We start from the raw sequence: 23002 nt of genomic DNA, 5'->3' as shown, positions 1-23002 counted from the left end.
TCGCTCAGGCGGTGCGCGCGAGGTGAAGTCGCAAGCGCAACACGGCGTCTCGCACGCGAGTCTTGACGGTGGCGTGAGGTACGCCGAGCCGCTCGGCTGCTTCGCGGCAGGACAGGCCCTGGAAGTAGACCAGGTCGACTGCGCTCCTCTGCAGACTGGTCAGTTCGATCAGTGCCTTCGTCAGCAGATCGTTGTCGGCGTTCGTCCACACCGCTTCCCAGACGCCGTCGTGAGCGCGGTCGACATGCGATGCGGTGTACGCCGTGTCCCGCCTCGCCGACGCCGTGTCGGAGCGCGAACGGTCGATCGCTCGTCGGCGCGCGAGAGTCGCCAACCAGGCGTGAGGTGTCCCTCGGTCGGAGTCGAACGTTCCGGCCGAGGTCCACACCTGGAAGTACGTCTCCTGAGCCGTGTCCTCGGCGCGCGCACGGTCTCCGAGAACTCGCAACGCCGCTGCGAACACCACGGGTCGAGTGACCAGCATCAGTTCGACCATCGCACGGTCGTCCCCGGAGGCGATCAGGCCGAGCAGGACACCGCAACGGTCGCGAAGGTCTCGGTCCAGCGCAGCGGCGTTCGCCTCGGTCGCTGCACGATCGGACCGATCGACATCGAGAAATGGTGGGCGCGCTCGTCGCGGAGATGCGTACTCCGCCGTGGTCATGGGCTGATTCTGCATCATGCGGGCCCCGACGCTCGCATGAACGGACACCGCGTATCTCGCGTCGTGCGCCGTGCGGTCCGTTTCCTGAGCAGCGGGCGACCAGGAGTTCGTGAATCGCGCCAGTCTCGGTGTCAGGAAGTGTTCGAGGGTCGGTAACCCGTGAGAAGCGCCGTGAGATCAGATGTGTCGTTGCTCTCCCGTCCGACTCCGACTGATCGGAGTCGGGTGACTCACGGATGGTCGACAGGCCGGGGCAGTGTCCCGTGTCGGATCAGCTGGTCGTAGATGCCCTCGAACATCGTCGACATCTCCTGCACCTGAGGGGGAGTGAGGGCGTCGAAGAAGACGGACCGGACGAAATCGATGTGTCGCGGTGACACGTCGGCCAGGGTGTCGTTACCTCTGTCGGACAGTGCAACTCGGGTCACTCGACGGTCGTCGGGGTCGGTCGCCAGGGTCACGAGTCCCCGTGCGCTCAGGCTGCGGAGCTGATGCGAGACCCTGCTGCGCTCGGAGCCGATGCGGGTGGCGAGGTCGGACACCGAGAGCGTGCGCTCGGGATCGCTGACCAGCGCCACCAGTACGTCGTAGTCGGCCAGGGAGATGCCGTGATCGCCGCGCAGCTGGTGATCCATCTCGTAGCGCAGCCGCAGGTGCACCTTCATGTAGGCGTACCAGGCCCGTGTCTCCTCCTCGCCGAGAAAGGCGTAAGGAGACTCGGATGCCACGTCGTACTCGGTCATCGTCCTGTTGTACCCGGCCGACGACGGACGGCCCGCATCGAGGCGGCCACCGACCTCAGGTGAGGATGACGGTGTAGACCTGTGCCAGGAGGCCGTCGCGAACGATGCCGACATCGGCTCCGCGGACGACGGGATCGGAGCCCTCGGGTCCGAGTGCCCACGCCAGGTAGCCGGCGTCCTGCATGAGGTGAACGCTGCCGTCCGCAGTGAACACGAATCCCGGTGCGTCGTCGAGGATCGCCTGCACCTTGGCATCGAGTGCGTCGTGGCCCTGCACCCGAGCCTCGGCATCGGAGAAGACGACGTCCTCCGTGTACGTCCGCGCGATGGCGGCCCGCCTCGCCGCGGGGTCCCGTTCGCCGAAGACCTGCAGGAGGTTGGCGTGCATCAGCTGCTCGATCGACTCTGCCATCGCTGGGCTCCAGTTCCATATGGGTGAAGGTTCACCCAAATTAGGCGCGGCCGGTCTCCACGTCAACCGCGTCGCGAGAGGGTGGCGCCACAATGGAACGGGTCAATGGACCGTCCGTGGGGGATCTGCCATTCATGCCCGAGTCGACCTCCGGTGATGGATCCTGATCGTGGAGATCGAGAGTGTGGTGTGACCTGCCGGGTCACCCTCTCGGTCAGAGCTGAGTCGGGCGATGAACTATGCGGAGATGTCCACCGATCTGTTGCAGGAACGGTACGAGCGGCTGGTGACGGACCGCCGTTCCGCCATTGCCCGCGACGCGCCACCGGACGACGTCGTGTCGGTCTCCAACGAGTGCACCCGGGTGCGCCGCGAGTTGGACCGTCGCGCCCGTCGAGTTCTGTGATCGACGAAACCCGTGGGCTCGATCTTCCGCCCCCTGCGGCGGTGCTGAGAGACGATGGGGGTGTGCTCGACGACGATCGAATTCCCCGTGATCCCCCGACCCCCGACGTCCCGACGCGGTTGCGGCGCGCCGGAGCCGGCGGAGTCGCCACGGTGGAGAAGACCCTCGCCGTGCTCGAGGTGGTGGCCGATCGCGGCGGCGCCACCGCCAAGGAGGTCTCCGAGGTGCTGGGCTTCCCGCTGCCCACGACCTACCGTCTGCTGCAGGTACTCGTCGGTTGCGACTACCTCGTTCATCTCCGAGCGCGACAGCGGTTCGAGCTGGGATACAAGTTGGCTCGTCTCGGTGTCAGCCTGCATCGCCAGGTCGGCGTGCCTGTGTCGGTGCGGCAGCGTATCTCGAAGCTGCACGAGACACTGGTGACGGCAAGCTACTTCGCCGTCTACCGCGGGTCCGACGTTGTGGTGGCGCATGTCGCCGACTGCGCCACCCACCCCCGCATCACGCCGCTGAACTTCGGTTTCCACGAGGCCGGGCACGCGACTGCCTTCGGCAAGATCCTGCTCGCTGCGATGTCCCGCGAGGACGCAGCCGAGTACCTCGACACCCATGGCACCGAGCGGCTCACGTCCACGACCATCACCGACCGCGACGAACTGGAACACCACCTCGCAGAGGTGTCCCGTCGTGGGGTGGCATGGGAGCGTGAGGAGTTCGTTCCGACGAAAGCGTGCGCTGCAGTGGCTGTCCATGATGCGTCGGGTGCGGTCATGGGAGCCGTGGCCATCAGCACCCCCGATCGGGAAGTGGACCGTCGACGGGCGGCCGAGGTGGAGCACGCGTTGCGGTCCGCGGCGAACGAGATCAGCCGGTGGTTGCGCACCGGCTGACCTCGTCCGCGTCAGGAGAACTGGATGCCACCGTCCACGAGCATCGTCTGGCCCGTGACGTAGTCGGAATCCGGAGATGCCATGAAGCTCACGAGCTTCGCCACATCGTCGGGCACCGATACTCGGCCCAGCAGGATCGACTGGGCGTTCTCGGCGAGCGCCTCGCCCTTCTGCTGGCCGTGCTTCGCGGCGAGCTTCTCGTCGATGAGATCCCACATCGCCGTGCCGACGATGCCGGGGCCGTAGGCATTGACGGTGATGCCGTGTTCGGCCCACTCCATGGCCGCGGCCTGGGTGAGACCGCGTACGGCCCACTTCGTCGCCGAGTAGGGGCCGAGAAGTGCGAAGGGTCGGAACGCGACGATCGAGGCCGCGCCGATGATCTTGCCGCCGCCTCCCTGCGCGATGAACTGGTTGGCCGCGGCTCGGTAGGAATTGAAGACGCCTTTGACGTTGACGTCGAAGATCTTGTCGAAGTCGGCGCTGTCGTACTTCAGCAGCTCCTCGACCTGGGCGATTCCGGCATTCGCGACGAAGACGTCGAGGCGCCCGCCCGCGTCCACCGCGGTACGCACCAACGATTCGACCGAGGATTCGTCCACGACGTCGACCGCGGCGCCCGTGGCCACACCGCCGGCACCGACGATCGTCTCGACGGTCTCGTCGACACCGTCCTTCGAACCAGGCAGGTCGGCGACGATGACGTGAAGACCGTCTCGGCCCAGGCGTTCGGCGATACTCTTGCCGATTCCTCGGGCTGCTCCGGTGACGACGGCGACGCGTGGGTTCTGGCTCATGGAGACCTCCGTGACTCGGTGAATGATTCTCATCCAGATCACACCTGCACGGTCTGGGGCGTCCAGGGTCGTTATCGCGGAGTGAGAACGGGGACGTTTGAATGATTCGTCCGCGGGCACGCCGCACTCATGACCGATCCACACGACGAACCCACACTCGACGACGTCCTGGTTCCCACGGAGGACGCGCACCCGGACCACCGGGCTCACGCCAAGACACCGAGCCATCTCGACGACGACGAGCTCGAGCAGAGAGCGCAGCACGAGCGAGACGAAGTGCAGGACTGACGGGGCGCCTCAGCGCCCGAGGAAATGCGGATCGCGCCCGATGAATCCGAGAAGCCTCGTCTGATCGTCGGCGTCGTCGGGTACTGCGACAGCCGGCCCGTACTGGCCGGACGACCGCATGAGCTCCTCGATCGGCCGCATGCCGTCGACCAGTTCGGCGCAGTAGTCGGCGTCGAGTGAGAGATCCTGCCCGCCGGCCGCGGCGAGGTCCCACGAGTGCATGAAGACGTCGGGTACGTAGAACTGGCCGACCGCCGCGGGAAGTGGCATCTCGCCGATCATCGGATGGTGGAACGGGGTCGCGGCGTCCGGCCCGTCCAGCACTCTCTGCACGGCGTCGCTGTGGACACGCCAGGCATCGACCGGGTCCTCGAGTGGTGAGCGCCCACGATCGAGTTCCAGCCCGGTGGCCGTCGCCAGAAACGCCGGGAACCAGTCGACGAGGTGCGCCACCACATCCCGTGCGGTCCAACCGTCCACGGGCGCCGGGGCATCCCAGGCCGACGTGGACTCGACGAGCGTGGTGAAGGTCGCGGCGACGGCGCGGTGACGGTCGGCGGTCTCGCGCGGCAGTGTCATGCGCGCACTGTGCACCGTCGTCGCCCTCACGTCAATCGTTCGCGAGCGAGTCCGAGCCGAGCAGGGTGCCCGTGTCGGCCGGCGCTCGGATCGTTGCGTCACCGGTCTCCCCGCGCACAGGATGCGACCCGAATTCTGTCTGTGCCGCTGCGCTGTTCGACGGTGACGGGTCATTGATATCGAGCCCCGGTGAACTCGAACGGCGGGTGAGTCGACGTCGGCGTGAACAACGTGGATACGACGTGGATCAGGCGACGGCGCCGTGCGGTCGTCAGCCGAATTCGGGTGTCGGTCCGAAGTGGGGAAGTCTCGTCGACAGTGGTTGCCGAGCCGTCGACTGTTCCGGGCGACCGTGCGCGATGAGTCCGAGTTCTGCGATGTGAGAGTCGAAAGCATCGCGACCGACCCGGGTCAGCTCGACCCACGTCACCAGTCGCGAGTCGCCGCGGGAGAGTGACGTCGTCTTCTTCGCCGACACGTAGCCCGCGTCCGACAGAGCTCGGAGATGTTTGGACAGAGACGCATCGCTGATCTCGAGGGTGTCGCGGATGATGGCGAAATCGATCTCGTCGACTCGGCGTAGAAGCCCGCAGATGCGCAGCCGGACCGGTGCGTGGATGACGGCATCGAATCGTGGTTCGGGGCCGCGATCCTCGGTCACGACCGTGGTCCGGAGTGCGCCCGGCCGGACGGGCGTCGGACGTCGTCTGCGTGCAGATGGCGGCGATACTCGCGGTCGAACAGGCGGCCGCCGAACAGCACGAGCACGAAACACAGCGCCTGTGGCACGAGGACCCACCACGCGGACAGAGATGCCACCAGACCGTAGGAGACGCTCAACGATCCGAGCACGGTCACCAGCAGCCCACAGAGAACACACCACCCGACCACACCCACTCCTGATGGGCGTACCCCCGTCAGGCGGGGATAGAGCACCGTCGTCACGATCGCGGCCGCGACCAGAACGGACGTCGACACCGAACGCACGTGGCCATCGGGCAGCGACGGTGTACCGACGTACAGGGCGGTCAGTGCCGCGAAGGTCGGATAGAACCATGTCGGCGCCACGAGACGGTCGGCGAGAACAACTCGGTCGGCATGGATCTCACTCAGCAGGGCGCGAGCATCGTCCGGCGACCGATGGCTTTCCATGACGGAAACATTAACACTTTCCGCGCCGGAAAGTGTTACGTTCGGCGGGTCGTGCAGTCCACTCGAGGAGGGTCATGAAGAAGCGCCCGATCAGCACTCGCGCCGTCGTCGTCACCGGCGCCCTGACGGCAGTCGTCACGGTGGGTGGCACCGTGAACGCCGGTGCGCAACCGATGTACTTCTCACCGGAGCAGCGCATCCACACTCTCGCCGAGGTTCCCCAGTGCCTCGCCGGAACGGTCGATGTCAGAGTGACCAGCGGCTACACCCCTGACGAGATTCACGCTGACTTCACGACCCATCTGTACAGCCCCGCGTGGGTGGGGCTGGCCGACTACGAGTGCTACGTGACCATGTACGCGGACTGGCACAATCACGACACCGGCGCTCGCGGTACCGCCGAACACCGAGTGGCGAGCTGGCGTTTCCAGGGCCCCAACGTGACCAACCCCTATCTCGACATCGACACGGGTGCAGGACCGGTCACTGTCACGTTCAGGACGAACACCCCGCACACGCCGAGCCCCACTTTCGAGGTGCCGGCCCGATGACGGCGATGCGGACGTTCGTCGCTCCGATCGCTGCACTGTGTGCGTCGGCTCTGGTGGGGTGTTCCGGCGGGGATTCCGCGACGGACGCGGCGGACGCGGCGGCTGCGGGGACCACGGTGGCCACGTCGACGGTGGAGCCGACCACCACGACACCGGCGGTGGAGTCGGCGACGCCTCCTGCACCCGGTGCACAGGTGTCGGGAGAGTCCACTGCCACCTCGCCGCGGCGAACCCCGGAGGAGGTGTCCGACTTGTTTCCCTGGAATCAGCCGCGTCCGAGCCCCGAGTCGGGAACGGTCGACCCGGCCCTGTTCCAGACCGCCCCTGGCCTGACCAACTTCACGACGCCCAGCGGAAACGTGCAGTGCGGGATCTGGGCCGGTGGCTCACCCGCGGGCCAGGTCGGATGCCAAGCGGTGACGAGTGTGCAGCCGGTCGACGGCCCGATGTGCACGAATGCGCCGAACGACAAGTACGCGGTCCGTGTCGACGATGCCGGCTCACACCATCTGTGCACCACGCAGGGCATCTACACGAGCCCGGCACCTCGAGTGCTCGAGTACGGCGAGGTTCTCTCGACGTCCGGAGTGGTGTGCTCGTCCGACGTCGACTTCGGCGTGACCTGCTGGGGCACCGCCGGTGCATTCATGTTCGCTCGCGACTGGAACGAGACCTTCTGACCCTCTTCAGGGAACGAGGTTGCCGATCTTGGCGGAGATGGTCGAGGTGAGAACCTTCGCGACGACGAGAGCCAGGCCGGGAACCGGAGCGTCGAATCCGATGGTGTAGTCGAGAGCGGTGCCGCCGTCGGTCGTCGGGGTCAGGCGCTGGGTGCCCCAGTGTCCGCGCAGCGGTGAGCCCTTGGTGATCTTGTACTCGATGAGGGTGTTCGGTTCGGAGACGATCGTCGTCTCGTGGAAGGCGGGCAGCGGGCCGAGCTTCAGTGCGCGCGTGGAGCCGACACCGTTGCGCGAGCTGTCTCCGTCACGAACACGCGTGATCTTCGCTCCCAACAGGGGGCCGAGGTTCTCGTGCTCCGACAGGGCTGCGAACACGACATCCGGTGCGGACGTGAACGTGTGGGTGACGTGGACGCGCGTGGGTGCTGCCATCAGAGGGACTCCTGTTCGATGCGGGACCCGATCATGTCAGCACCGGTGCCGCTGTTCCGAGCCGGGAGGCGCCGACGGTCTCGTAGGGTGACGCGGTGTCCTCGAACGAGATGCCTGCGGGTCCCTCCTGGCCGACGCTTCCGTCCCACAGGTCGTGGCTCGACGGCGAATCCGCCCGGTTGCTCGACTTCGGCCGCACTCTCGATCACCCGTCGGGAGGCGCGGCGTGGCTCGACGACACGGGCGAGCCGGATCTGACGCGGCCGGTGTTCACCTGGATCACCGCGCGCATGGTGCACGTGCAGTACCTCGGTGCGCTGCTCGGGCATCCGGGCTCTCGCCGCAGAGCCGACCGACTGTTCGACGGACTCCTGACGGTGCTGCGCGACGACCGACACGACGGCTGGGTCGAGTCGACCGACGACGCGACCAAGTCGGCCTACACGCACGCCTTCGTCGTTCTCGCGGCGTCGACGGCCACCGCGGCGGGTCACCCTCGCGGACCTGCACTGCTCGCCGAGGCACTCGCCGTCGTCGATGCCCGGTTCTGGGACGACCGCAGTGGCATGTGCGTGGACACCTGGAACGCCGACTGGTCGGAGCTGGACGACTATCGCGGGATCAACGCGAACATGCACATGGTGGAGGCGATGCTCGCGGCAGTGGACGCCGGCGCCCCCACGGTGTGGCGCGAGCGGGCCGCTCGCATCTGCGACAGCGTCATCGAGTGGTCCGAGGCCAACGACTGGCGCATCCCCGAACACTTCACCACCGAGTGGGAACCGCTGCTGGAGTACAACTCCGACAGTCCGGCCGATCAGTTCAAGCCCTACGGTGCGACGGTCGGTCACGGTTTCGAGTGGTCGCGCCTGATGCTGCAGGTCTCCCTCGTGGCCACCAGCGCGCGCGGCCACGACCACGTGGACGTCGCTCGATCGCTGTATCGGCGCGCCGCTGCCGACGGATGGCAGGAAGGGTCGACGCCCGGCTTCGTCTACACGACCGACTGGACCGGCCGGCCCGTCGTGACCCAGCGATTGCACTGGGTGCTGTGCGAGGCGATCGCCGCCGCCGCGACCCTGCTGCGGTGGACCGGAGAAGGGCGGTACGAGAACGACTATCGCGCGTGGTGGGATCACGCAGCCGACTGCTACATCGACCGAGCGCACGGATCGTGGCACCACGAACTCGACGAGCACAACGCCGTGGCGACGAGTGTGTGGTGCGGGAAGCCCGACATCTACCACGCAGCCCAGGCGGTGTGGATCAGTCGGTATCCCACGGGATCGAGCCTTGCGGCGGTGCTGAGCGGCGGTATGCCCGGTCCACGGTGACCCGATGCCCGTGCGCGTCGTCGCACGGTTCCCTTACTCGCTCACGCTCGGCGACAGTCGAATCGGAGCGACCGCGATCGATGCCGTGGTGGCAACGACGAGTGCCGTGGATGTGACCTGCCGCAGCGGTCTAGAGCAGGTCCACTGCGCCGACCACGCTGGGCAGCACGTGCGTCGCAGCGGACAGAGCGGCGGCGTCGAACGACCCACTCAACACTCCGACTACGAACCCGGCGCCCGCATGGTGGCCTGCCAGAACGTCGTTCGGGGTGTCACCGGCGACGAGCACCCGGCGCACGTCGACCACGCCGGTCGCCTCCATGCACCGGAAGATCAGATAGGGAGCGGGGCGACTCGCCGGCACCGTGTCGGAGGTGATCACGGCGTCGACCGTGTCTCGGGGGTCGGTACCGACGGTCCACCCCAGCCCGTCCAGGATCGCCTTCGTGATCCCTGCCGAATAACCGGTCTGCAGCCCTACTTTCACTCCGCGCTCGCGCAACTGCCGTAGGGCGTCGGGCACACCCGGGACGGGCGACGGGGGAGTCTCCCGGTAGGCCTCGGTCAGTCGTGTCGTGAAGTCGTCGAACACGACGTCCACGTGCCGGTCGTCGGTCGACGCTCCGAGGCCGTCGAGCAGACCGACGATGGCCTCGCGCTTTCCGGTTCCCTTCCATCGGGACAGAAGCTCGTCGGACACGGAACTGTTCGTCGCGTCGGACACGGCCGCGGCGAGCACGGTGTACACCAGCCCGCCCTCGTCCACGGTGGTGCCGGCCATGTCGAGGCAGGCGAGGTCGAACGAGCGGGCGGTCATGAGCTCTCCTTGACGATGCGTAGGTCGTGGGCCGCGCCGTGTGCGGCGGACTGCGTGTTGTCGATGGTGAAGGCGACGCGGTCCGGCCGATACCGGTCGTCCGCGTACTCGAGGGGGGTGCCCGAACTGTCCGTCGCCCGGCGCCGCTCGCGGAGAAGTGGCGCTCCGGGATCGATGTCGAGATGGGCGGCGTCGACGTCGGTGGCGGACACGGCGTCGATGGTGTGTCGGCCGCCGTGCAGGTCCACCCCCTCGCCGATCAGGTAGGCGTAGATGGACCCGGAATCGGGATCGAAGTCGAACAGTCTGCGGCCGACCGATTCCACGAAACTGGATCGCTCGAGCAGAGCGGGTGCCCCGTCGAGGGTTCGCAGGCGCAGGACGTCGATGACCACGGTGCCGGCATCGAGACCGAGCGCGGCTGCGGCGACGGGTCCGGCGGCCCGGCGTGCCACCTCGAGGGTGCGCTGGCCGGGAACCCTGCCGATGGAGTCGGCCCAGGCGGTGAAGGACATGAACGTCTCGAACGGTTGCGCGACGGCGGTCGCGCACACGACGGGAGGACGACCGCGACCGCCGGCGATGAGCCCCTCGTGGCGGAGTGCGGCGAGGGCGGCACGGACCGTGCCCCGCGACGCGTCGAACAGCGCGCACAGGCGCGCCTCGGACGGGAGCGGCGCACCGACGGGCAACGTTCCGTCGGTGATCTGACCGCGTAGCGCATCGGCGACACGGCCGTGCAGAGGTAGTGACATCGTGCGCACCCTCCGGTGGATCGGGGTATGGGCGACCTGACTGGACAACTGGTCGTACCGATCACGACTATGCCGCATCGCCCACGACTGCGGACCCATGAACTGGATGAACGGTCGGTAAACATGTATGTACAAGTTGCGGGACCTCCTTGACCGAGCCGGGCTCGGGGAGCAACGTCATCGCCGTGACCGAGACCCGAGAACCATCGACACCTCCACCGTCCCGTGCCGACATCGTCATCGTCGGAGCCGGCATCGTCGGATTGGCGCACGCTGCGGAAGCGGTGCTCCGGGGACTGTCGGTCGTGGTCGTCGAACGAGACGATCGCGCGGTGGGGGCGTCGATCCAGAACTTCGGACACATCTGCACGACGGCACAAGCAGGGGACGCGCTGACCTACGCTCTCGCTGCGCGCGAGAGGTGGCTGACGCTGGGAAGCAAGGCCGGGTTCGAAGTCCGCGAGTGCGGAACGCTCGTGGTGGCTCGCGGGGCGGACGAACTCGCGGTGCTCGAGGAGTTCGCTGCCGAACGCGGGACCGAGCAGGTCGACATGGGTGTCTGCGCCGGGCCCTTCGACCGCCCCGGCGTCACCGGTGCCGCGCGGTTCACTCACGATCTTCGAGTCGATCCTCGTGAAGCGATTCCCGCCCTCGCCTCCTGGCTCGCCGCGGAGGGAGTGCAGTTCCGCTGGGCGACGCACGTCACGGCGATCGAGTCGAGCGGTGCCGGCGCGACCGTGCACACTCCACACGGCGAGATCGTGTGCGACGCAGTGGTTCACGCCGTCGGACACGACGTGGATCGACTGTTCCCGGACATCGCGGCGGGCATCGGAATGGAGCGCTGCCGTCTTCAGATGCTGGAGGTGTCCGCACCCAGCGGTGTCGTGATCGAGCCGGCAGTGCTGACCGGCCTGTCCATGCTGAGATACGCCGGACTGTCGGCGATGCCGTCCGCCGCACTCGTTCGGCGACGGATCGCCGAGGACTCGCCCGAACTTCTCGACGTGGTCATGAATCTCATGCTCACCCAACGTCCGGACGGCGCCGTCGTCCTCGGCGACACCCACCACCATGCCCGGACACACAGCCCGTTCGACGACGAGTTCGACGCCGAGCTTCTTCTCCGTGAGGGCATGCGCCTGTTCGGCGCTCCCCTCACCGTCCTGCGGCGGTGGCGGGGTGTCTACGCCAGTAGTCCGGACACCGACTTCCTCACCGCTGCACCGTTGCCCGCCGTACGCGTGGTGTCCGTGACCTCGGGCATCGGCATGACCACGGCATTCGGCCTGGCGCCGACCGTTCTCGACTCTTTCTGACCCCGTCCCGCTCGTACCCACGCTTCCCCCAGACCAGGAGACCTTCCCATGCGCGTGTCCCGTTCGACCGCCGCCGTCATCACGGTCGCGGTCACCACTCTCGCTCTCGGCGCCTGCGGTTCGGGTGGTGACGCGGTGGATGCGTCACCGACCTGCCCCGGTGGCACCATCCGCTTCGGCGTGGAGCCTTTCGAGGATCCGGCGAAACTCACCCCGGCCTTCCAGGTGGTCGGAGAAGCCCTGTCGGAGAAGCTGAACTGCCCGGTCGAGGTGACCGTGGTGGACAACTACTCGGCGGAGGTGCTCGCGATGCGCAACGGGCAGCTCGAGCTGGGAGTCTTCGGTCCGCTCGGGTACGTCTTCGCCAGCCAGGAGGCGGATGCGCGGCCGCTGGCGTCGTTCGGAACCGCCGACGGGGTGTTGTCGACCTACACGGCCGGCGTCTGGGTTCCGAAGGACTCCGACATCCAGTCGATCGAGGATCTGCGTGGCCGCAGTCTCGCGTTGTCCGAGCCGGGGTCGACCTCGGGTGATGCGCTTCCGCGGATGGCGCTGCGCGACAGCGGCATGCAGGATTCCGACGTCTCGATCACCTACGCGGGTGGGCATCCGGAGGCCCTCCTCGCCCTGGCGAACGGCAAGGTCGACGCAGCGGAGATCAACTCCCAGCAGTTGGCGACGTCCACGGGCGAAGGCCAGTTCGACACCTCGCAATTCCGGCAGGTCTGGGCATCCGATCCGATTCCGAACGACCCCATCACGGTCGCCGGCGGCACGAGTGAGGAGTTCCAGAAGGCGGTCGCGGACGCGTTGCTCGATCTGCCCGCCGATGCGGTCGCCGAGGCCGGAGCACTCCTCGACGTCGAACCCGCAGGACAACTCCTCCCGGTCGACAAGAGCACGTATCAGCCGCTGTTCGATCTCGCAACGACGCTGGGTCTGACGTCCGAGGACGCGGGATGAGCGCGCCCACCTCGACATCGGCGCCGGCGGTGACAGTGCCGCCTGCCGCCGCGGGTTCCGGCGGCGCTGCCGCTCTGACGGTGCGCGGCGTCAGATCCTCGTTCGGTGACCGGGCCGTGTTGCACGGCATCGATCTCGACGTGCACTCGGGCGAGGTGGTGGGCATCCTGGGTTCCAACGGATCCGGGAAGTCCACACTGCTGCGGTGCATCGTCGGTCTCACCGAGATGGACGCGGGAACGGTCACCATCGTGGGAGACGCAACCGCGTCGATGGTGTTCCAGCAGATCCACCTGGTAGGGCGGCGATCGGTGCTCGACAACGTCTGCGCCGGCGCGTTGGGGCGGTTGTCGCTGCGACGATCGTGGTCGACGTTCGCCTTCGGTCGTGAGCTCCGGGAGGAGGCGATGGGCTGTCTCGATCGAGTGGGTCTCGCCGACCGTGCCCACGACAGGGCCGATCGACTGTCCGGCGGCCAGCAGCAACGTGTGGCCATCGCTCGCGCGCTGTGCCAGCGCGCTCCTGTGCTGCTGGCGGACGAGCCTGTGTCCGCGTTGGATCCGGCGTCGGCGATGCAGGTCATGGAACTCCTGCGTTCTCTCGCGTCCGACGGCATCGCTGTCGCGGCCGTCCTGCATCAACCGGATCTCGCCCGCCGCCACTGTCATCGCATCGTCGGAATGGACCGGGGGCGCGTCGGATTCTCCTGCGCCGCCTACGACCTCGACGACGACACGGTCGCGGCACTGTACGGGTCCGGCGCCAACGCACTCGACGAGAAGGACTCGGATCGATGACCACCCTCACTGTCCGGCGTCTGGCCGTCCCGCCGCGTCCCCGCCGCCGACTGGTGGTGCTCGCCACCGCTGCCGTCGTCGTCGGACTGATCTTGCTCCACGCCTGGGCCGTCGAGGAGACCGATGTCTCGGTGTCCGCACTCGTCGGTGGGTGGGAAGGGATAGTCCGCTTCCTCGAATCAGCTGTGCCGCCGGACTTCACGTGGTCGACGGTGGTGCGCCCCGGAATCGAGGCATGCCTGGTGACCCTGGCGATCGGACTCGTCGGGACGACGTTCTCGATTCCGTTCTCGGTCGCACTGGCGGTGCTCGGTGCGCGCACCACCAACCGCAACGCTGTCGTCTACCAGGCCTCGCGGGGAGTGATGTCGTTCCTGCGGGCCGTGCCGGACATCGTGTTCGCTCTGATCTTCGTCACCGCCGTCGGTCTCGGTCCGTTCGCGGGCGTACTCGCGATCATTCTGCACAACACGGGAGTGATGGCGAAGCTGTGGTCCGAGGCGATGGAGGAGATGGACGAGGGCCCGATCGACGCGCTGCGGGTCTCCGGCGCATCGAGCAGTCAGGTGGCGGTGCACGTGGTGCTCCCCACCGTCGTTCCCCAGTTCGTCGGACTTCTGCTGTACCGCTTGGACGTCAACGTCCGTTCGTCGCTCGTGCTCGGACTGGTCGGTGCCGGCGGTATCGGCTTCCTGATCAATCAGTCCATCTCACTCTTCCGCTTCGACGAGATGATGACGTACATCCTCATGGTCCTGGTCCTCGTCGTGGCCGTCGATCTGCTGAGCGGCGCCGTGCGCAAGCGGTTGGGCGCGTGACGCCGATCGCCGCGGTCTGGTCGGGTGACAGATTCTCGATTCGCGAACTGCCACGGCCGGAACTGGATCCCGGGGGCGTTCTGGTCGAGGTGGAGATGTCGACCGTGTGCGGAAGCGACCGCCACACCGTCGCTGGGCATCGCCGAACGCCGGTGCCCACGGTGCTGGGCCACGAGTCGGTCGGCCGCGTGATCGAGGTGCGCGGCGATGCCGGCGTCGCCGTCGGGGACCGCATCGTCTGGACGGTGGGGACCGCATGCGGCGCGTGCCGGCCCTGTGCCGGCGGGGTGCCGCAGAAGTGTCGGAACGGACGCAAGTACGGACACGAGCGCATGACCGAGGCATGGATGTTGAACGGCGGTTTCGCGTCCCACGTTCATCTGGTGTCCGGAACCGGCACCGTGGTGGTACCCGAGCGCCTTCCCGCCGCACTCGCCGCACCGGCGGGCTGTGCGACCGCGACCGTCGTCAATGCGGCCCGTCGGGTCGATCTGGGGGAGGGTGACCGTGTCGTCGTACTCGGGTGCGGGATGCTCGGCCTGACGGCGATCGCCTACGCCCGCGACCGGGGTGCCGCGTCGATCGTCGCGTGCGATCCCGATGCGGACCGACGAGCGGCAGCACGCGAGCTCGGCGCGGACGTCGGATGCGCCCCGGAACATCTGGCGGACGCCGCGGCGACGAACGGGGCCGACGCCGTGTTCGAGATGTCCGGGGCACCGTCGTCGGTGAGTGCCGCACTGGACGTCGTCTCGATGGCCGGGCGAGTCTCGCTGGTCGGGTCGGTGTTCCCGACGTCTCCCGTGTCCGTCGATCCCGAACGCCTGGTGCGCGAACTGATCACCGTGGTGGGAAGCCACAACTACCGACGAGACGACCTCGTGGAAGCGGTCGCCTTCCTGGCACGAACACCCGCCGCCACGCTGCTCGCGGACCTCGTGGGTCCGTGTCTCGCACTGGCCGACGTCGGTCGCGCGTTCCAGGACTCCGGGCCGTCGTCCTCGTTACGCACCGCTCTCGTCGTCTGACCGTCCCCAGTGCCCCACCGCCTCGTCGAGGGTGAGAACGTCCGCGTACTTCGCCCGCAGGTCGAGCAGGTTCGACTCGTGCATCCCCGCCTCCCGATCACCACACGCGTCCGCGACCACGAGTGGCCGGAATCCGTGTTGCAGAGCGTCGGTGGCGCTGGCGCGGATGCAGCCACTGGTGGTCAGGCCGCAGATGTAGAGGGTGTCGACACCGCGTGCGGTGAGGGTCGCGGCGAGCGACGTGCCGAAGAAGGCACTCGCGTACTGCTTCGTCACGACGGTCTCGCCCGCTGCGGGCCGCGGGGCCGACGGGAAGTCGCCGAGATCCGAGCCCTCCTCGAACACGCTCAGTGCCGGGATCTTCCGCATGAACAGCCCGCCGTCGGCGCCGCCGGCCTGATAGCTCACGCGAGTGAAGACGACCGGTACCCCGGCGTCGCGCGCTGCCGCGACGAGAGTCGCGGCAGCGGCGACGGCGTCCTCCACGGGAGCGCGCAGGGGCGACCCGTCGACGAGGTACGCCTGCACGACGTCGATCACCAGTACCGCCGCGCTGCGCCCCGGTCCGAGATCGCCGGCGAAACCCGACTCGCGATACGACCCGAGCGTGTCCGTCACGCGCGCACCGCCTTCCGTACGTTGACGGGCGGACGTGGCGCCGGCAGACCGGTCTCCTCCTCGCACCGTTCGAGGATGACCTCGAGGGACGGACCCTTGTCGAACACCTCGATCTCGCCCCGCTCGGCTGCCATGCTCTCGCGTCGGCCCGCGGATGCGTCGGCATCGATGACACCGTCCGCGTCGCAGACGACGCCGTAGCCGGTCAGAGCGCCGTCGGCGCTGACGAGGCCGCGACGCACCTCGAGCGCCACCAGCTCGGGATCGCGCGTCAGCGGGTCGCCCCAGCCGCCGCCACCCCACGTCACGAAGTGCAGCACATCGCCCCGCGACACCTCGACGTCGTGAATCTTGCTGGGGAGGATCTCGGTCTCACCCGACGCGCGGATCAGCCACTTACGTCCGCGTGCACCGGGTTTGCCGCCGTTCACACCCCACGGATAGGTGAGCCAGCGATCGTCGTGGATCGCGATGGTGCCCGGCTCCTCGAAGTAGTAGGCCACGTCCACGCCGTTGCCGCCGCGATGCAGACCGGCGCCGCCCGTGTCGGTGACCGTCTCCCACCGCTCGATGCGCAGCGGGTAGTACGACTCCAGGTACTCGCAGGGGATGTTGACGAACGACGGCCACAGCGAATGTCCGTCCGGACCGTCACCCATCGGTCGGCCGGGGATGCCACCGAAACCGATGGAGTACAGCTGGAACCACTCACCGTCTCGCGGTCCGCCGTCGTAGTGGCCCGAGTACATGAAGTGGGGTGACGACGAGAACCCGGCGGCGTTGAGGATGTCGGGATTGTTCTTGCCCAGGAGCCCACCGAAGAGGTCGAACACCCGCCCGATGCCGTGGTTGCGGCCGTTGAGCGCCGCGGGATAGCGCGGTTTCCAGAACGAGTCCTCGGGAATGGTGACGTCGATCAGCGGATAGAAGCCGTCGTTCCAGAGGATCTGCGGATCCGCCACGGTGATGACGTAGATCCCGAAGAACATCCGGACGAGGTTCTCGTTGATGAAGTAGTTGATCGGACCGACCGCCTGCGGCGCCGCCTTGCTGAAGTCGAGGTGGATCTTCTCGCCGTGCCGGGTCAGTGTGATCGCGAGTTCGTAAGGTCCGTAACCACATCCGTCGTCGCAGATGAAGTCGTTGAACTCGATGGTCTCGCCGTCGACGAAGAGCATCGCGAGCAGTACCTTCATCGCCTGGTAGTTGCGGTCCAGCAGTGCGTCGAGGGCGGACAGGTAGACGTCGACACCGAATCTGTCGCACAACTCGACGATGCGCCGGGACGCCGTCGAACACGCGGCGACGAGGCCGTTGAGATCGGCTCTGTTCCAGTCGGGCTTGCGGACCTGGTTGAGGATGATGTCGAGCGCGGTCTCGTTGAGCTGCCCCTCGCTGTACAGCTTGAAGGGCGGGATGATGACGCCCTCCTCGAAGATGCTGTGCGCGTCGGTGGGCATCGACGACGGGGTCTTGCCGCCGACGTCGGACATGTGGCCGAACATCGACGACCATCCGACGACGCGGCCGCTGTGGAAGATCGGCAGCACGATGAGCCAGTCGTTGGCGTGGCTGATGGCGGCACCGCACGCGTACGGATCGGAGGTGAGGAGGATGTCGCCCTCACCGACGGTCCCGTTGAAATTGTCGAGGAAGTCGGGCACGGACAGACCGAACTGCCCGACGACCATCTTCCCGCTCGGATCGGCGATGAGCGGGAACTCGTCGTGCTGCTCGCGGATACCGGGTGAGAGTGCGGTACGGAAGAGCACCTCGTCCATCTCGTATCGCGCGTTGCGGAGCGCGTTCTCGATGATGTCGAGCGTGATCGGGTCCACGGGAACCGTGGTGAAGGGCGTGGTCGAGGTCTCGATGATCGTGGCCATCAGGTCTCCTGAGATGAGTTCCGGGCGAGAGGGGATCAGCGGGGAGCGATGAGAAGGCTGGCGCTGGAATGGACCGTCGCGGCGTGACCGGAGAGGACCAACGTGGTCGAGTCCATCTCGGTGATCACGGCGGGTCCCTCGACGACGTTGCCCGCCAGCAACTTCGCCCGGTCGTAGATGCCGGCCTTCGCGTACTCGCCGTCCATCCACACGTCGTTCGTGGACACCAGTGCGGCCGACGGATCCGCACCGCCCTCCTCGAGCGGCTGGAAGGCCACGTCCGGTCGCGGCCCGCTGACCGTGACGCGCAGGTTGATGACCTCACGTTCGTTCTTCAGCAGGAAGGAGAAGAGACGCTCGTGTTCGGTGTCGAATGCCGTTCCCAGAGTGGACAGCAGATCGCCGGACTCGAGTGCGCTCGCGTCGAGATCCACGGGGATCTCGAAGCCCTGGCCCTGGTACCGGAGATCCACCTGGTACTTCGCCGTCTGCTGATCCGCGGGCACGCCCTCGGCCGACAGTCGTGCGGCCGCGGACGTCGCGAGTTCCGCCAGGGCGGTGCGCAGCTCGGCGTCGTCGGTGTCGGAGAACGCACGGATCATCGTGCGAGCGCTCTCGTCGCGGACGCAGGTGGTGGCGTCTCCGTAGGCGCAGAGGACGCCGGGCGACGGCGGGACGATGACGGGCCACGCGCCGGTGAGACGCCCGAGTGCGTTGGCGTGCAGCGGACCTGCGCCACCGAACGACACCAGTGCGAAGTCGCGGGGGTCGTAGCCCTGCTGCACGCTCACCAGTCGGAGTGCGCCGAACATGTTCTCGTTGACGATGTCGACGATGCCCGACGCCGCTTCCTCGGGACTGCCGAGCCCGATGGCGTCGGCGATGGTCGCCACTGCCGTCCTGCTCGCGTCGACGTCGAGTCTCACCTCACCGCCCGCGAGGGCGGCAGGCAGGTATCCCAGCACGACGTTGGCGTCGGTCACCGTCGGCTCCGTGCCGCCGTTGCTGTAGGCCGCAGGCCCGGGGTCGGCTCCCGCGGACTGCGGACCCACCCGCAGCGCCTTCGTGAGCTCGGGGACATGGGCGATCGACCCGCCGCCGGCGCCGACCGTCCGGACGTCCACACTGGTGGCGCGCACAGCGAGGTCGCCGACCTTGGTCTCACGACCGATCCGCGGCTCACCGCCGAGGACCAGTGCGACGTCCGTCGACGTGCCGCCCATGTCGAAGGTCAGGAAGTCGGAGTAGCCGGCCTGCTCGGCGAACCACACCGCGCCGGTGACGCCTCCCGCCGGGCCCGACAGCAGCAGGGACACCGGTGACTCGGCCGCCTTGGCCGACTGCACCAGGCCACCGTCACTGCGCAGGATCGACAGCGGCGCCGTGATGCCCTTGTCCTGCAGCGACCGGTCGAGGTTCCGCACGTAGCGGGAGACCTCCGGCTGCACGTAGCTGTTGGCCACCGTCGTCAGAGTGCGCTCGTATTCGCGCATCTCGGGAAGCACCTGGCTCGAGATGGAGACCGGAATGCCGGGCAGTTCGCTCTCCGCCCAGGCCGCGACCTGCTTCTCGTGCGCGTCGTTCGCATACGAGTTGATCAACGAGATGGTCAGCGCCTCGATGCCGGCACCGGCCAGTCGACGCAGTTGCGCGCGGGCCTGCTCCTCGTCGAGAGGAGTGATCTCCGACCCGTCGGCAGCCAGTCGCCCGACCACCTCGACGGTGTTCTCGAGCGCCGCGAGCGGTTCCGGCTTGGGCCAGATGATCCACCCCGCGAGCCCGCCCGGGACGAAGGAGCGCGCGATCTGCAGCACCTGTCGGAACCCGTCCGTGGTGACGAGCCCGACGCGCGCACCACGTCCCTGCAGGATGGCGTTGGTCGCGACCGTGGTGCCGTGCAGAACCTGCCCGATCTCCGACGGCTCGATCTCGGCCTCCGCGCAGACCTTCGCGATGCCGTTGAGTACACCGATCGACTGGTCCGCAGGGGTGGACGGTGTCTTGGCTCTGAAGGTGGTGCCGGTCGTCTCCTCGAGAAGCAAGACGTCGGTGAAGGTGCCGCCGACGTCGACGCCGAGTCGATAACGCATGGTGTTCTCCCGTGCTGTGAGGGTGAGAGGAGCGAAGGTCAGATGATGCCGCGCTCCGCGAGCGCCGCCCGGTCGGATTCCGTGACTCCGAGTAGTCGTCCGTAGATGTCGGAGTTGTGTTCTCCCAGTTCGGGTCCGGCGTGCCGAACCGAGCCGGGACTGTCGCTGAGCTTCGGTGCGACGTTCGCCATGGGGATCTCGCCGAAGTCCGGGTGCGCCAGACGCACGATGGCCTCGCGCGCGGCGAAGTGCGGATCGTCGAACATGTCCCGCGCTGTGTAGATGCGACCGGCGGGAACGCCCGCCTCGTGCAGGAGGTCGAGCACGGTGTCGGTGTCGAGGGCGGACGTCCAGGCCCCGACGATGTCGTCGAGCTCGGTCATGTTCTTCCCGCGCGCCTCGTGGTCGCGGTAGCGGGCGTCCTCGATCAGGTCGGTCCGGTCCATCGCGGTGACCAATCGGCCGAACACCGAATCCTGGTTGGCCGCGACGAGGATCATCTCGCCGCCCAGGGTGGGATAGACGTTGCTGGGCGCGATGTTCGGCAGCACGGAGCCGGTCCGCTCACGCTGGTACCCGCCGATCTCCCACTCGGGCAGCAGGGATTCCATCATGGCGAGCACCGCTTCGTAGATGGCCGAGTCGACGAGTTGCCCCCGTCCGGTGTTCTCCCGGTGATGCAGCGCGGTGAGGACGCCGATCGTGGCGAACACGGCTGCCAGTGAATCACCGAGGGAGATGCCGGTACGAGACGGCGGCATCTCGGGATTGCCGGTGACGTAGCGGATTCCGCCCATGGCCTCGCCGATGGACCCGAAGCCCGCCCGCGGTGCGTAGGGGCCGTTCTGGCCGTACCCGGTGACCCTGGCCATGATGAGGCGCGGATTGATCTCCCGCAGTGCGTCGAACCCGAGGCCCCAACGCTCCATCGTGCCGGGGCGGAAGTTCTCCACCACGATGTCGGCGTCCGCGATGATCCGGCGGGCGAGGTCCTGACCCTCGGCGCTGCGCAGGTTGCAGGTCACGGACTTCTTGCCGCGCGCGACGACGGGCCACCACAGGGACTTGCCGTGCGGCTTCTCCCGACCCCACTGGCGCATCGGATCGCCGGTGCCGGGCGGCTCGAGTTTGATCACCTCGGCGCCGAAGTCGGCCAGCAACTGTCCGCAGAAGGGGCCGGCGAGAAGCTGGCCCATCTCCACGACACGCAGATCGGACAGTGGGCCGGTGGGGGCCTCGCTCATGAGGACTCCTTCGTCTCGTCGGTCGTGAGGGCTTGGAGCAGAACATGTTTGGCAGCGCGGACGTGGGCGCGCATCACCGAGTCCGCCCACGTCTCGTCGCCGGCGCGCAGAGCCGCGACCAGGTCGCGATGGTGGGCGTGACTGCGTGCGAGATCGACGGGGGCATAGCGATGGAAGGTGCGCATCACCAACGGCAGCTGGATCACCGCTCCGAGCATCGAGATGAGGCGGGTGCTGGCCGCGGCGGTGCGCACGATGGCGTGGAACTCGTCGTTGAGCTGCGCCATCAGGTCCAGGCGTTGATCCGCTCCGTCCCCGGCCGCGGTTTCCATGAGGTCGCACAGCTCGGCGAGTCGGTCGATGTCCTTCTCGCCGATACGTGAGGCCGCCCGTGCCGCGGCCATGGCCTCGAGCGTCATCCTCAGGTCGTAGATCTCCTCGAGGTCGTCCGCCGTCCACTGGTACACCCGAGCCCCGCGATGCGGCAGAACCTCGACGAGTCCCTCCATCTCGAGCTGTCGCAGCGCCTCACGCACCGGTGTCCGGCTGGTCTCGGTGAGTTCGGCGATCTCGACCTCTCCGAGACGTGCACCGGGCGCATACGTCCCGGACACGATGCTGTCGCGAATGTGCGCGTAGACGCGGTCGACGGCTCTCGCCATGGATGCGACTCCCTGTGGTCGGTGGTTAATTGTTCACAATGTAGGCCCATGACGATGGCGTGTCCCGGTAATCGTCGTTAAATTCTCGTTTCCGATCCGCTATTGCATACAACGGGGTGTCGGCGCAGGATGGGCCCATGACTGCGGTGCAACTTGTCGAGGTGGGTCCCCGTGACGGACTGCAGAACGAGGACGCTGTCCTCTCCGTCGACGACAAGATCGAACTGATCACGCGCAGCGTCGCCTCGGGTGCCACGCGCATCGAGGCGGTGAGCTTCGTGAACCCGAAGCGGGTGCCGCAGATGGCCGGCGCCGAGGAGGTCATGGCAGGCGTCCCGCGTGACGGCTCCGTCTCGTACATCGGGTTGGTGCTCAACCGACGTGGACTCGACCGCGCGCTGGCGGCCGGCGTCGACGAGGTCAACGTCGTGGTCGTCGCGACGGAGGAGTTCAGCAGGCGCAACCAGGGGTGCTCCGTCGACGAGGCGGTGGCGGCGGCGCACGACATCATCACGGATGCGCGTACTGCGGGCGTGCCGGGCACGGTCACCATCGCCGCATCGTTCGGGTGCCCGTTCAGCGGTGAGGTGGATCCGGTGCGAGTCGGCGAACTCGTCGCACGGATCGCCGAATGCGCACCGGCCGAGATCGCCCTCGCCGACACCATCGGCGTGGGAGTACCCGCGCAGGTGCGTCGCCTGGCGGAGCTCGCCACCCGGAACGCTCCGAACATCCCGCAGCGCTGGCACTTCCACAACACGCGCAACACCGGTTACGCCAACGCGCTGACCGCACTGGAGACGGGGGCGCAGGCCCTCGACGCCAGCATCGGCGGCTTCGGTGGGTGCCCGTTCGCACCCGCCGCCACCGGGAACATCGCATCCGAGGACCTGATCTACGCGCTCGACCGCTCCGGCGTCGAGACGGGAGTGAGCATGGACGTGCTGGTCGACGCCGCGACCTGGCTCGGCTCGGCGCTGGGCAAGGACGTGCCGGGGTTCCTCGGGCGTGCGGGTGGCTTTCCTCCGCGGTGACTTGCGGGAAAGACGGCCGTGACTCGTGTTCCCGCGGGCGTTT

The 23002-nt window shown here is 67.6% G+C and carries 27 protein-coding genes; 12 read left to right on the top strand and 15 right to left on the bottom strand.

Annotated features, from left to right (window positions below):
* Positions 1-4: 4 nt before the first annotated feature.
* The 3 genes from HQ312_RS13740 to HQ312_RS13730 form a co-directional block, all read right to left on the bottom strand.
* Complete coding sequence (locus HQ312_RS13740; RefSeq protein WP_222638923.1) at positions 5-664, bottom strand: sigma-70 family RNA polymerase sigma factor; 660 nt, start codon at positions 662-664, stop codon at positions 5-7.
* A gap of 230 nt (positions 665-894) precedes the next feature.
* Positions 895-1407, bottom strand: coding sequence for a MarR family winged helix-turn-helix transcriptional regulator (locus tag HQ312_RS13735; RefSeq protein WP_056443434.1), 513 nt, complete (start codon positions 1405-1407; stop codon positions 895-897).
* A 55-nt stretch (positions 1408-1462) separates the two neighbouring features.
* Positions 1463-1819: a nuclear transport factor 2 family protein gene (locus HQ312_RS13730; protein WP_056443437.1), complete on the bottom strand. Its 357-nt coding sequence runs from the start codon at positions 1817-1819 to the stop codon at positions 1463-1465.
* Between the two features lie 247 nt (positions 1820-2066).
* Between HQ312_RS13730 and HQ312_RS13725 the strand changes: the two genes are divergently transcribed.
* The gene (locus HQ312_RS13725) at positions 2067-2225 is read left to right on the top strand and encodes a hypothetical protein (protein ID WP_197027825.1); all 159 of its coding nucleotides are present in this window, start codon (positions 2067-2069) and stop codon (positions 2223-2225) included.
* Positions 2226-2287: 62 nt separating this feature from the next.
* Positions 2288-3115, top strand: a complete 828-nt coding sequence (locus HQ312_RS13720) for an IclR family transcriptional regulator (protein ID WP_222638922.1) — start codon at positions 2288-2290, stop codon at positions 3113-3115.
* A gap of 11 nt (positions 3116-3126) precedes the next feature.
* Here HQ312_RS13720 and HQ312_RS13715 read toward each other — a convergent pair whose 3' ends face one another.
* Complete coding sequence (locus HQ312_RS13715; protein ID WP_222638921.1) at positions 3127-3912, bottom strand: SDR family oxidoreductase; 786 nt, start codon at positions 3910-3912, stop codon at positions 3127-3129.
* Positions 3913-4041: 129 nt separating this feature from the next.
* Here HQ312_RS13715 and HQ312_RS13710 point away from each other — a divergent pair, with 129 nt between their 5' ends.
* Positions 4042-4200, top strand: a complete 159-nt coding sequence (locus tag HQ312_RS13710) for a hypothetical protein (protein ID WP_222638920.1) — start codon at positions 4042-4044, stop codon at positions 4198-4200.
* 9 nt (positions 4201-4209) lie between these two features.
* Here the strand turns inward: HQ312_RS13710 and HQ312_RS13705 are convergent, their stop codons facing one another.
* From HQ312_RS13705 to HQ312_RS21945, 3 genes are all read right to left on the bottom strand, one after another.
* The gene (locus tag HQ312_RS13705) at positions 4210-4779 is read right to left on the bottom strand and encodes a maleylpyruvate isomerase N-terminal domain-containing protein (RefSeq protein ID WP_222638919.1); all 570 of its coding nucleotides are present in this window, start codon (positions 4777-4779) and stop codon (positions 4210-4212) included.
* 271 nt (positions 4780-5050) lie between these two features.
* Positions 5051-5440 (bottom strand): transcriptional regulator, encoded by a 390-nt coding sequence (locus HQ312_RS21950; protein WP_308123891.1) that lies wholly within the window; start codon positions 5438-5440, stop codon positions 5051-5053.
* The gene (locus tag HQ312_RS21945; RefSeq protein WP_261782291.1) at positions 5437-5931 is read right to left on the bottom strand and encodes a hypothetical protein; all 495 of its coding nucleotides are present in this window, start codon (positions 5929-5931) and stop codon (positions 5437-5439) included. The genes HQ312_RS21950 and HQ312_RS21945 overlap by 4 nt, the downstream gene beginning before the upstream one ends.
* Before the next feature lie 74 nt (positions 5932-6005).
* Between HQ312_RS21945 and HQ312_RS13695 the strand changes: the two genes are divergently transcribed.
* Entirely contained in the window at positions 6006-6482 is a 477-nt protein-coding gene (locus HQ312_RS13695; protein WP_056443447.1) for a hypothetical protein, read from the top strand.
* Entirely contained in the window at positions 6479-7162 is a 684-nt protein-coding gene (locus HQ312_RS13690; RefSeq protein ID WP_261782290.1) for a hypothetical protein, read from the top strand. The genes HQ312_RS13695 and HQ312_RS13690 overlap by 4 nt, the downstream gene beginning before the upstream one ends.
* A 6-nt stretch (positions 7163-7168) precedes the next feature.
* On the opposite strand, the gene HQ312_RS13685 is transcribed toward HQ312_RS13690, so the two are convergent.
* On the bottom strand, positions 7169-7594 hold the full coding sequence (locus HQ312_RS13685; RefSeq protein ID WP_222638917.1) for an SRPBCC family protein: 426 nt from the start codon (positions 7592-7594) through the stop codon (positions 7169-7171).
* Positions 7595-7689: 95 nt separating this feature from the next.
* Between HQ312_RS13685 and HQ312_RS13680 the strand changes: the two genes are divergently transcribed.
* Complete coding sequence (locus HQ312_RS13680) at positions 7690-8928, top strand: AGE family epimerase/isomerase (protein WP_222638916.1); 1239 nt, start codon at positions 7690-7692, stop codon at positions 8926-8928.
* Between the two features lie 130 nt (positions 8929-9058).
* Here the strand turns inward: HQ312_RS13680 and HQ312_RS13675 are convergent, their stop codons facing one another.
* Together HQ312_RS13675 and HQ312_RS13670 are read right to left on the bottom strand one after the other, a co-directional pair.
* Positions 9059-9745, bottom strand: coding sequence for a phosphonatase-like hydrolase (locus tag HQ312_RS13675; protein ID WP_222638915.1), 687 nt, complete (start codon positions 9743-9745; stop codon positions 9059-9061).
* Positions 9742-10500 (bottom strand): GntR family transcriptional regulator, encoded by a 759-nt coding sequence (locus tag HQ312_RS13670; protein WP_222638914.1) that lies wholly within the window; start codon positions 10498-10500, stop codon positions 9742-9744. Before HQ312_RS13670 ends, HQ312_RS13675 begins: the two co-directional genes overlap by 4 nt.
* A 185-nt stretch (positions 10501-10685) precedes the next feature.
* On the opposite strand from HQ312_RS13670, the gene HQ312_RS13665 reads away from it, so the two are divergent.
* Genes HQ312_RS13665 through HQ312_RS13645 form a run of 5 tightly spaced genes read left to right on the top strand, consistent with a single transcriptional unit; the run spans position 10686 to position 15425 of the window.
* The gene (locus HQ312_RS13665) at positions 10686-11819 is read left to right on the top strand and encodes a TIGR03364 family FAD-dependent oxidoreductase (protein ID WP_222638913.1); all 1134 of its coding nucleotides are present in this window, start codon (positions 10686-10688) and stop codon (positions 11817-11819) included.
* Positions 11820-11867: 48 nt separating this feature from the next.
* On the top strand, positions 11868-12782 hold the full coding sequence (locus HQ312_RS13660; RefSeq protein WP_222638912.1) for a phosphate/phosphite/phosphonate ABC transporter substrate-binding protein: 915 nt from the start codon (positions 11868-11870) through the stop codon (positions 12780-12782).
* A complete protein-coding gene (locus HQ312_RS13655; protein ID WP_222638911.1) occupies positions 12779-13579 on the top strand; it encodes a phosphonate ABC transporter ATP-binding protein in 801 nt (266 codons plus the stop codon). The genes HQ312_RS13660 and HQ312_RS13655 overlap by 4 nt, the downstream gene beginning before the upstream one ends.
* Positions 13576-14397, top strand: a complete 822-nt coding sequence (phnE, locus tag HQ312_RS13650; protein WP_056443461.1) for a phosphonate ABC transporter, permease protein PhnE — start codon at positions 13576-13578, stop codon at positions 14395-14397. Before HQ312_RS13655 ends, phnE begins: the two co-directional genes overlap by 4 nt.
* Positions 14394-15425, top strand: coding sequence for a zinc-binding dehydrogenase (locus HQ312_RS13645; RefSeq protein ID WP_222638910.1), 1032 nt, complete (start codon positions 14394-14396; stop codon positions 15423-15425). The genes phnE and HQ312_RS13645 overlap by 4 nt, the downstream gene beginning before the upstream one ends.
* On the opposite strand, the gene HQ312_RS13640 is transcribed toward HQ312_RS13645, so the two are convergent.
* From HQ312_RS13640 to HQ312_RS13620, 5 genes are read right to left on the bottom strand one after another with little or no spacing between them, the layout of a single operon-like run.
* A complete protein-coding gene (locus HQ312_RS13640; protein WP_222638909.1) occupies positions 15402-16043 on the bottom strand; it encodes an isochorismatase family protein in 642 nt (213 codons plus the stop codon). The two genes, HQ312_RS13645 and HQ312_RS13640, sit on opposite strands and share 24 nt — an antisense overlap.
* Positions 16040-17929, bottom strand: coding sequence for a hydantoinase B/oxoprolinase family protein (locus tag HQ312_RS13635; protein WP_222638908.1), 1890 nt, complete (start codon positions 17927-17929; stop codon positions 16040-16042). Before HQ312_RS13635 ends, HQ312_RS13640 begins: the two co-directional genes overlap by 4 nt.
* A gap of 35 nt (positions 17930-17964) precedes the next feature.
* On the bottom strand, positions 17965-20019 hold the full coding sequence (locus HQ312_RS13630) for a hydantoinase/oxoprolinase family protein (protein ID WP_222638907.1): 2055 nt from the start codon (positions 20017-20019) through the stop codon (positions 17965-17967).
* A 38-nt stretch (positions 20020-20057) separates the two neighbouring features.
* A complete protein-coding gene (locus tag HQ312_RS13625) occupies positions 20058-21263 on the bottom strand; it encodes a CaiB/BaiF CoA-transferase family protein (RefSeq protein WP_056443476.1) in 1206 nt (401 codons plus the stop codon).
* Positions 21260-21925: a GntR family transcriptional regulator gene (locus HQ312_RS13620; protein ID WP_222633200.1), complete on the bottom strand. Its 666-nt coding sequence runs from the start codon at positions 21923-21925 to the stop codon at positions 21260-21262. Before HQ312_RS13620 ends, HQ312_RS13625 begins: the two co-directional genes overlap by 4 nt.
* A gap of 137 nt (positions 21926-22062) precedes the next feature.
* On the opposite strand from HQ312_RS13620, the gene HQ312_RS13615 reads away from it, so the two are divergent.
* The gene (locus HQ312_RS13615) at positions 22063-22959 is read left to right on the top strand and encodes a hydroxymethylglutaryl-CoA lyase (protein WP_222638906.1); all 897 of its coding nucleotides are present in this window, start codon (positions 22063-22065) and stop codon (positions 22957-22959) included.
* Positions 22960-23002: the final 43 nt, after the last annotated feature.

It is taken from the genome of Rhodococcus sp. BP-316 (assembly GCF_019836105.1).
In the GTDB taxonomy this organism is placed as follows: domain Bacteria; phylum Actinomycetota; class Actinomycetes; order Mycobacteriales; family Mycobacteriaceae; genus Rhodococcoides.
The sequence above is the reverse complement of the archived record's forward strand: the minus strand, read 5'-3'. Positions and strand labels throughout refer to the sequence as shown.

Excerpts from the sequence above, each read along its gene's own strand:
- HQ312_RS13740 (WP_222638923.1), bottom strand. The coding sequence starts at position 664 with ATGACCACGGCGGAGTACGCATCTCCGCGACGAGCGCGCCCACCATTT.
- HQ312_RS13735 (WP_056443434.1), bottom strand. The coding sequence starts at position 1,407 with ATGACCGAGTACGACGTGGCATCCGAGTCTCCTTACGCCTTTCTCGGC.
- HQ312_RS13730 (WP_056443437.1), bottom strand. The coding sequence starts at position 1,819 with ATGGCAGAGTCGATCGAGCAGCTGATGCACGCCAACCTCCTGCAGGTC.
- HQ312_RS13725 (WP_197027825.1), top strand. The coding sequence starts at position 2,067 with ATGTCCACCGATCTGTTGCAGGAACGGTACGAGCGGCTGGTGACGGAC.
- HQ312_RS13715 (WP_222638921.1), bottom strand. The coding sequence starts at position 3,912 with ATGAGCCAGAACCCACGCGTCGCCGTCGTCACCGGAGCAGCCCGAGGA.
- HQ312_RS13710 (WP_222638920.1), top strand. The coding sequence starts at position 4,042 with ATGACCGATCCACACGACGAACCCACACTCGACGACGTCCTGGTTCCC.
- HQ312_RS13705 (WP_222638919.1), bottom strand. The coding sequence starts at position 4,779 with ATGACACTGCCGCGCGAGACCGCCGACCGTCACCGCGCCGTCGCCGCG.
- HQ312_RS21945 (WP_261782291.1), bottom strand. The coding sequence starts at position 5,931 with ATGGAAAGCCATCGGTCGCCGGACGATGCTCGCGCCCTGCTGAGTGAG.
- HQ312_RS13695 (WP_056443447.1), top strand. The coding sequence starts at position 6,006 with ATGAAGAAGCGCCCGATCAGCACTCGCGCCGTCGTCGTCACCGGCGCC.
- HQ312_RS13690 (WP_261782290.1), top strand. The coding sequence starts at position 6,479 with ATGACGGCGATGCGGACGTTCGTCGCTCCGATCGCTGCACTGTGTGCG.
- HQ312_RS13685 (WP_222638917.1), bottom strand. The coding sequence starts at position 7,594 with ATGGCAGCACCCACGCGCGTCCACGTCACCCACACGTTCACGTCCGCA.
- HQ312_RS13675 (WP_222638915.1), bottom strand. The coding sequence starts at position 9,745 with ATGACCGCCCGCTCGTTCGACCTCGCCTGCCTCGACATGGCCGGCACC.
- HQ312_RS13670 (WP_222638914.1), bottom strand. The coding sequence starts at position 10,500 with ATGTCACTACCTCTGCACGGCCGTGTCGCCGATGCGCTACGCGGTCAG.
- HQ312_RS13660 (WP_222638912.1), top strand. The coding sequence starts at position 11,868 with ATGCGCGTGTCCCGTTCGACCGCCGCCGTCATCACGGTCGCGGTCACC.
- HQ312_RS13655 (WP_222638911.1), top strand. The coding sequence starts at position 12,779 with ATGAGCGCGCCCACCTCGACATCGGCGCCGGCGGTGACAGTGCCGCCT.
- phnE (WP_056443461.1), top strand. The coding sequence starts at position 13,576 with ATGACCACCCTCACTGTCCGGCGTCTGGCCGTCCCGCCGCGTCCCCGC.
- HQ312_RS13635 (WP_222638908.1), bottom strand. The coding sequence starts at position 17,929 with ATGGCCACGATCATCGAGACCTCGACCACGCCCTTCACCACGGTTCCC.
- HQ312_RS13630 (WP_222638907.1), bottom strand. The coding sequence starts at position 20,019 with ATGCGTTATCGACTCGGCGTCGACGTCGGCGGCACCTTCACCGACGTC.
- HQ312_RS13625 (WP_056443476.1), bottom strand. The coding sequence starts at position 21,263 with ATGAGCGAGGCCCCCACCGGCCCACTGTCCGATCTGCGTGTCGTGGAG.
- HQ312_RS13620 (WP_222633200.1), bottom strand. The coding sequence starts at position 21,925 with ATGGCGAGAGCCGTCGACCGCGTCTACGCGCACATTCGCGACAGCATC.
- HQ312_RS13615 (WP_222638906.1), top strand. The coding sequence starts at position 22,063 with ATGACTGCGGTGCAACTTGTCGAGGTGGGTCCCCGTGACGGACTGCAG.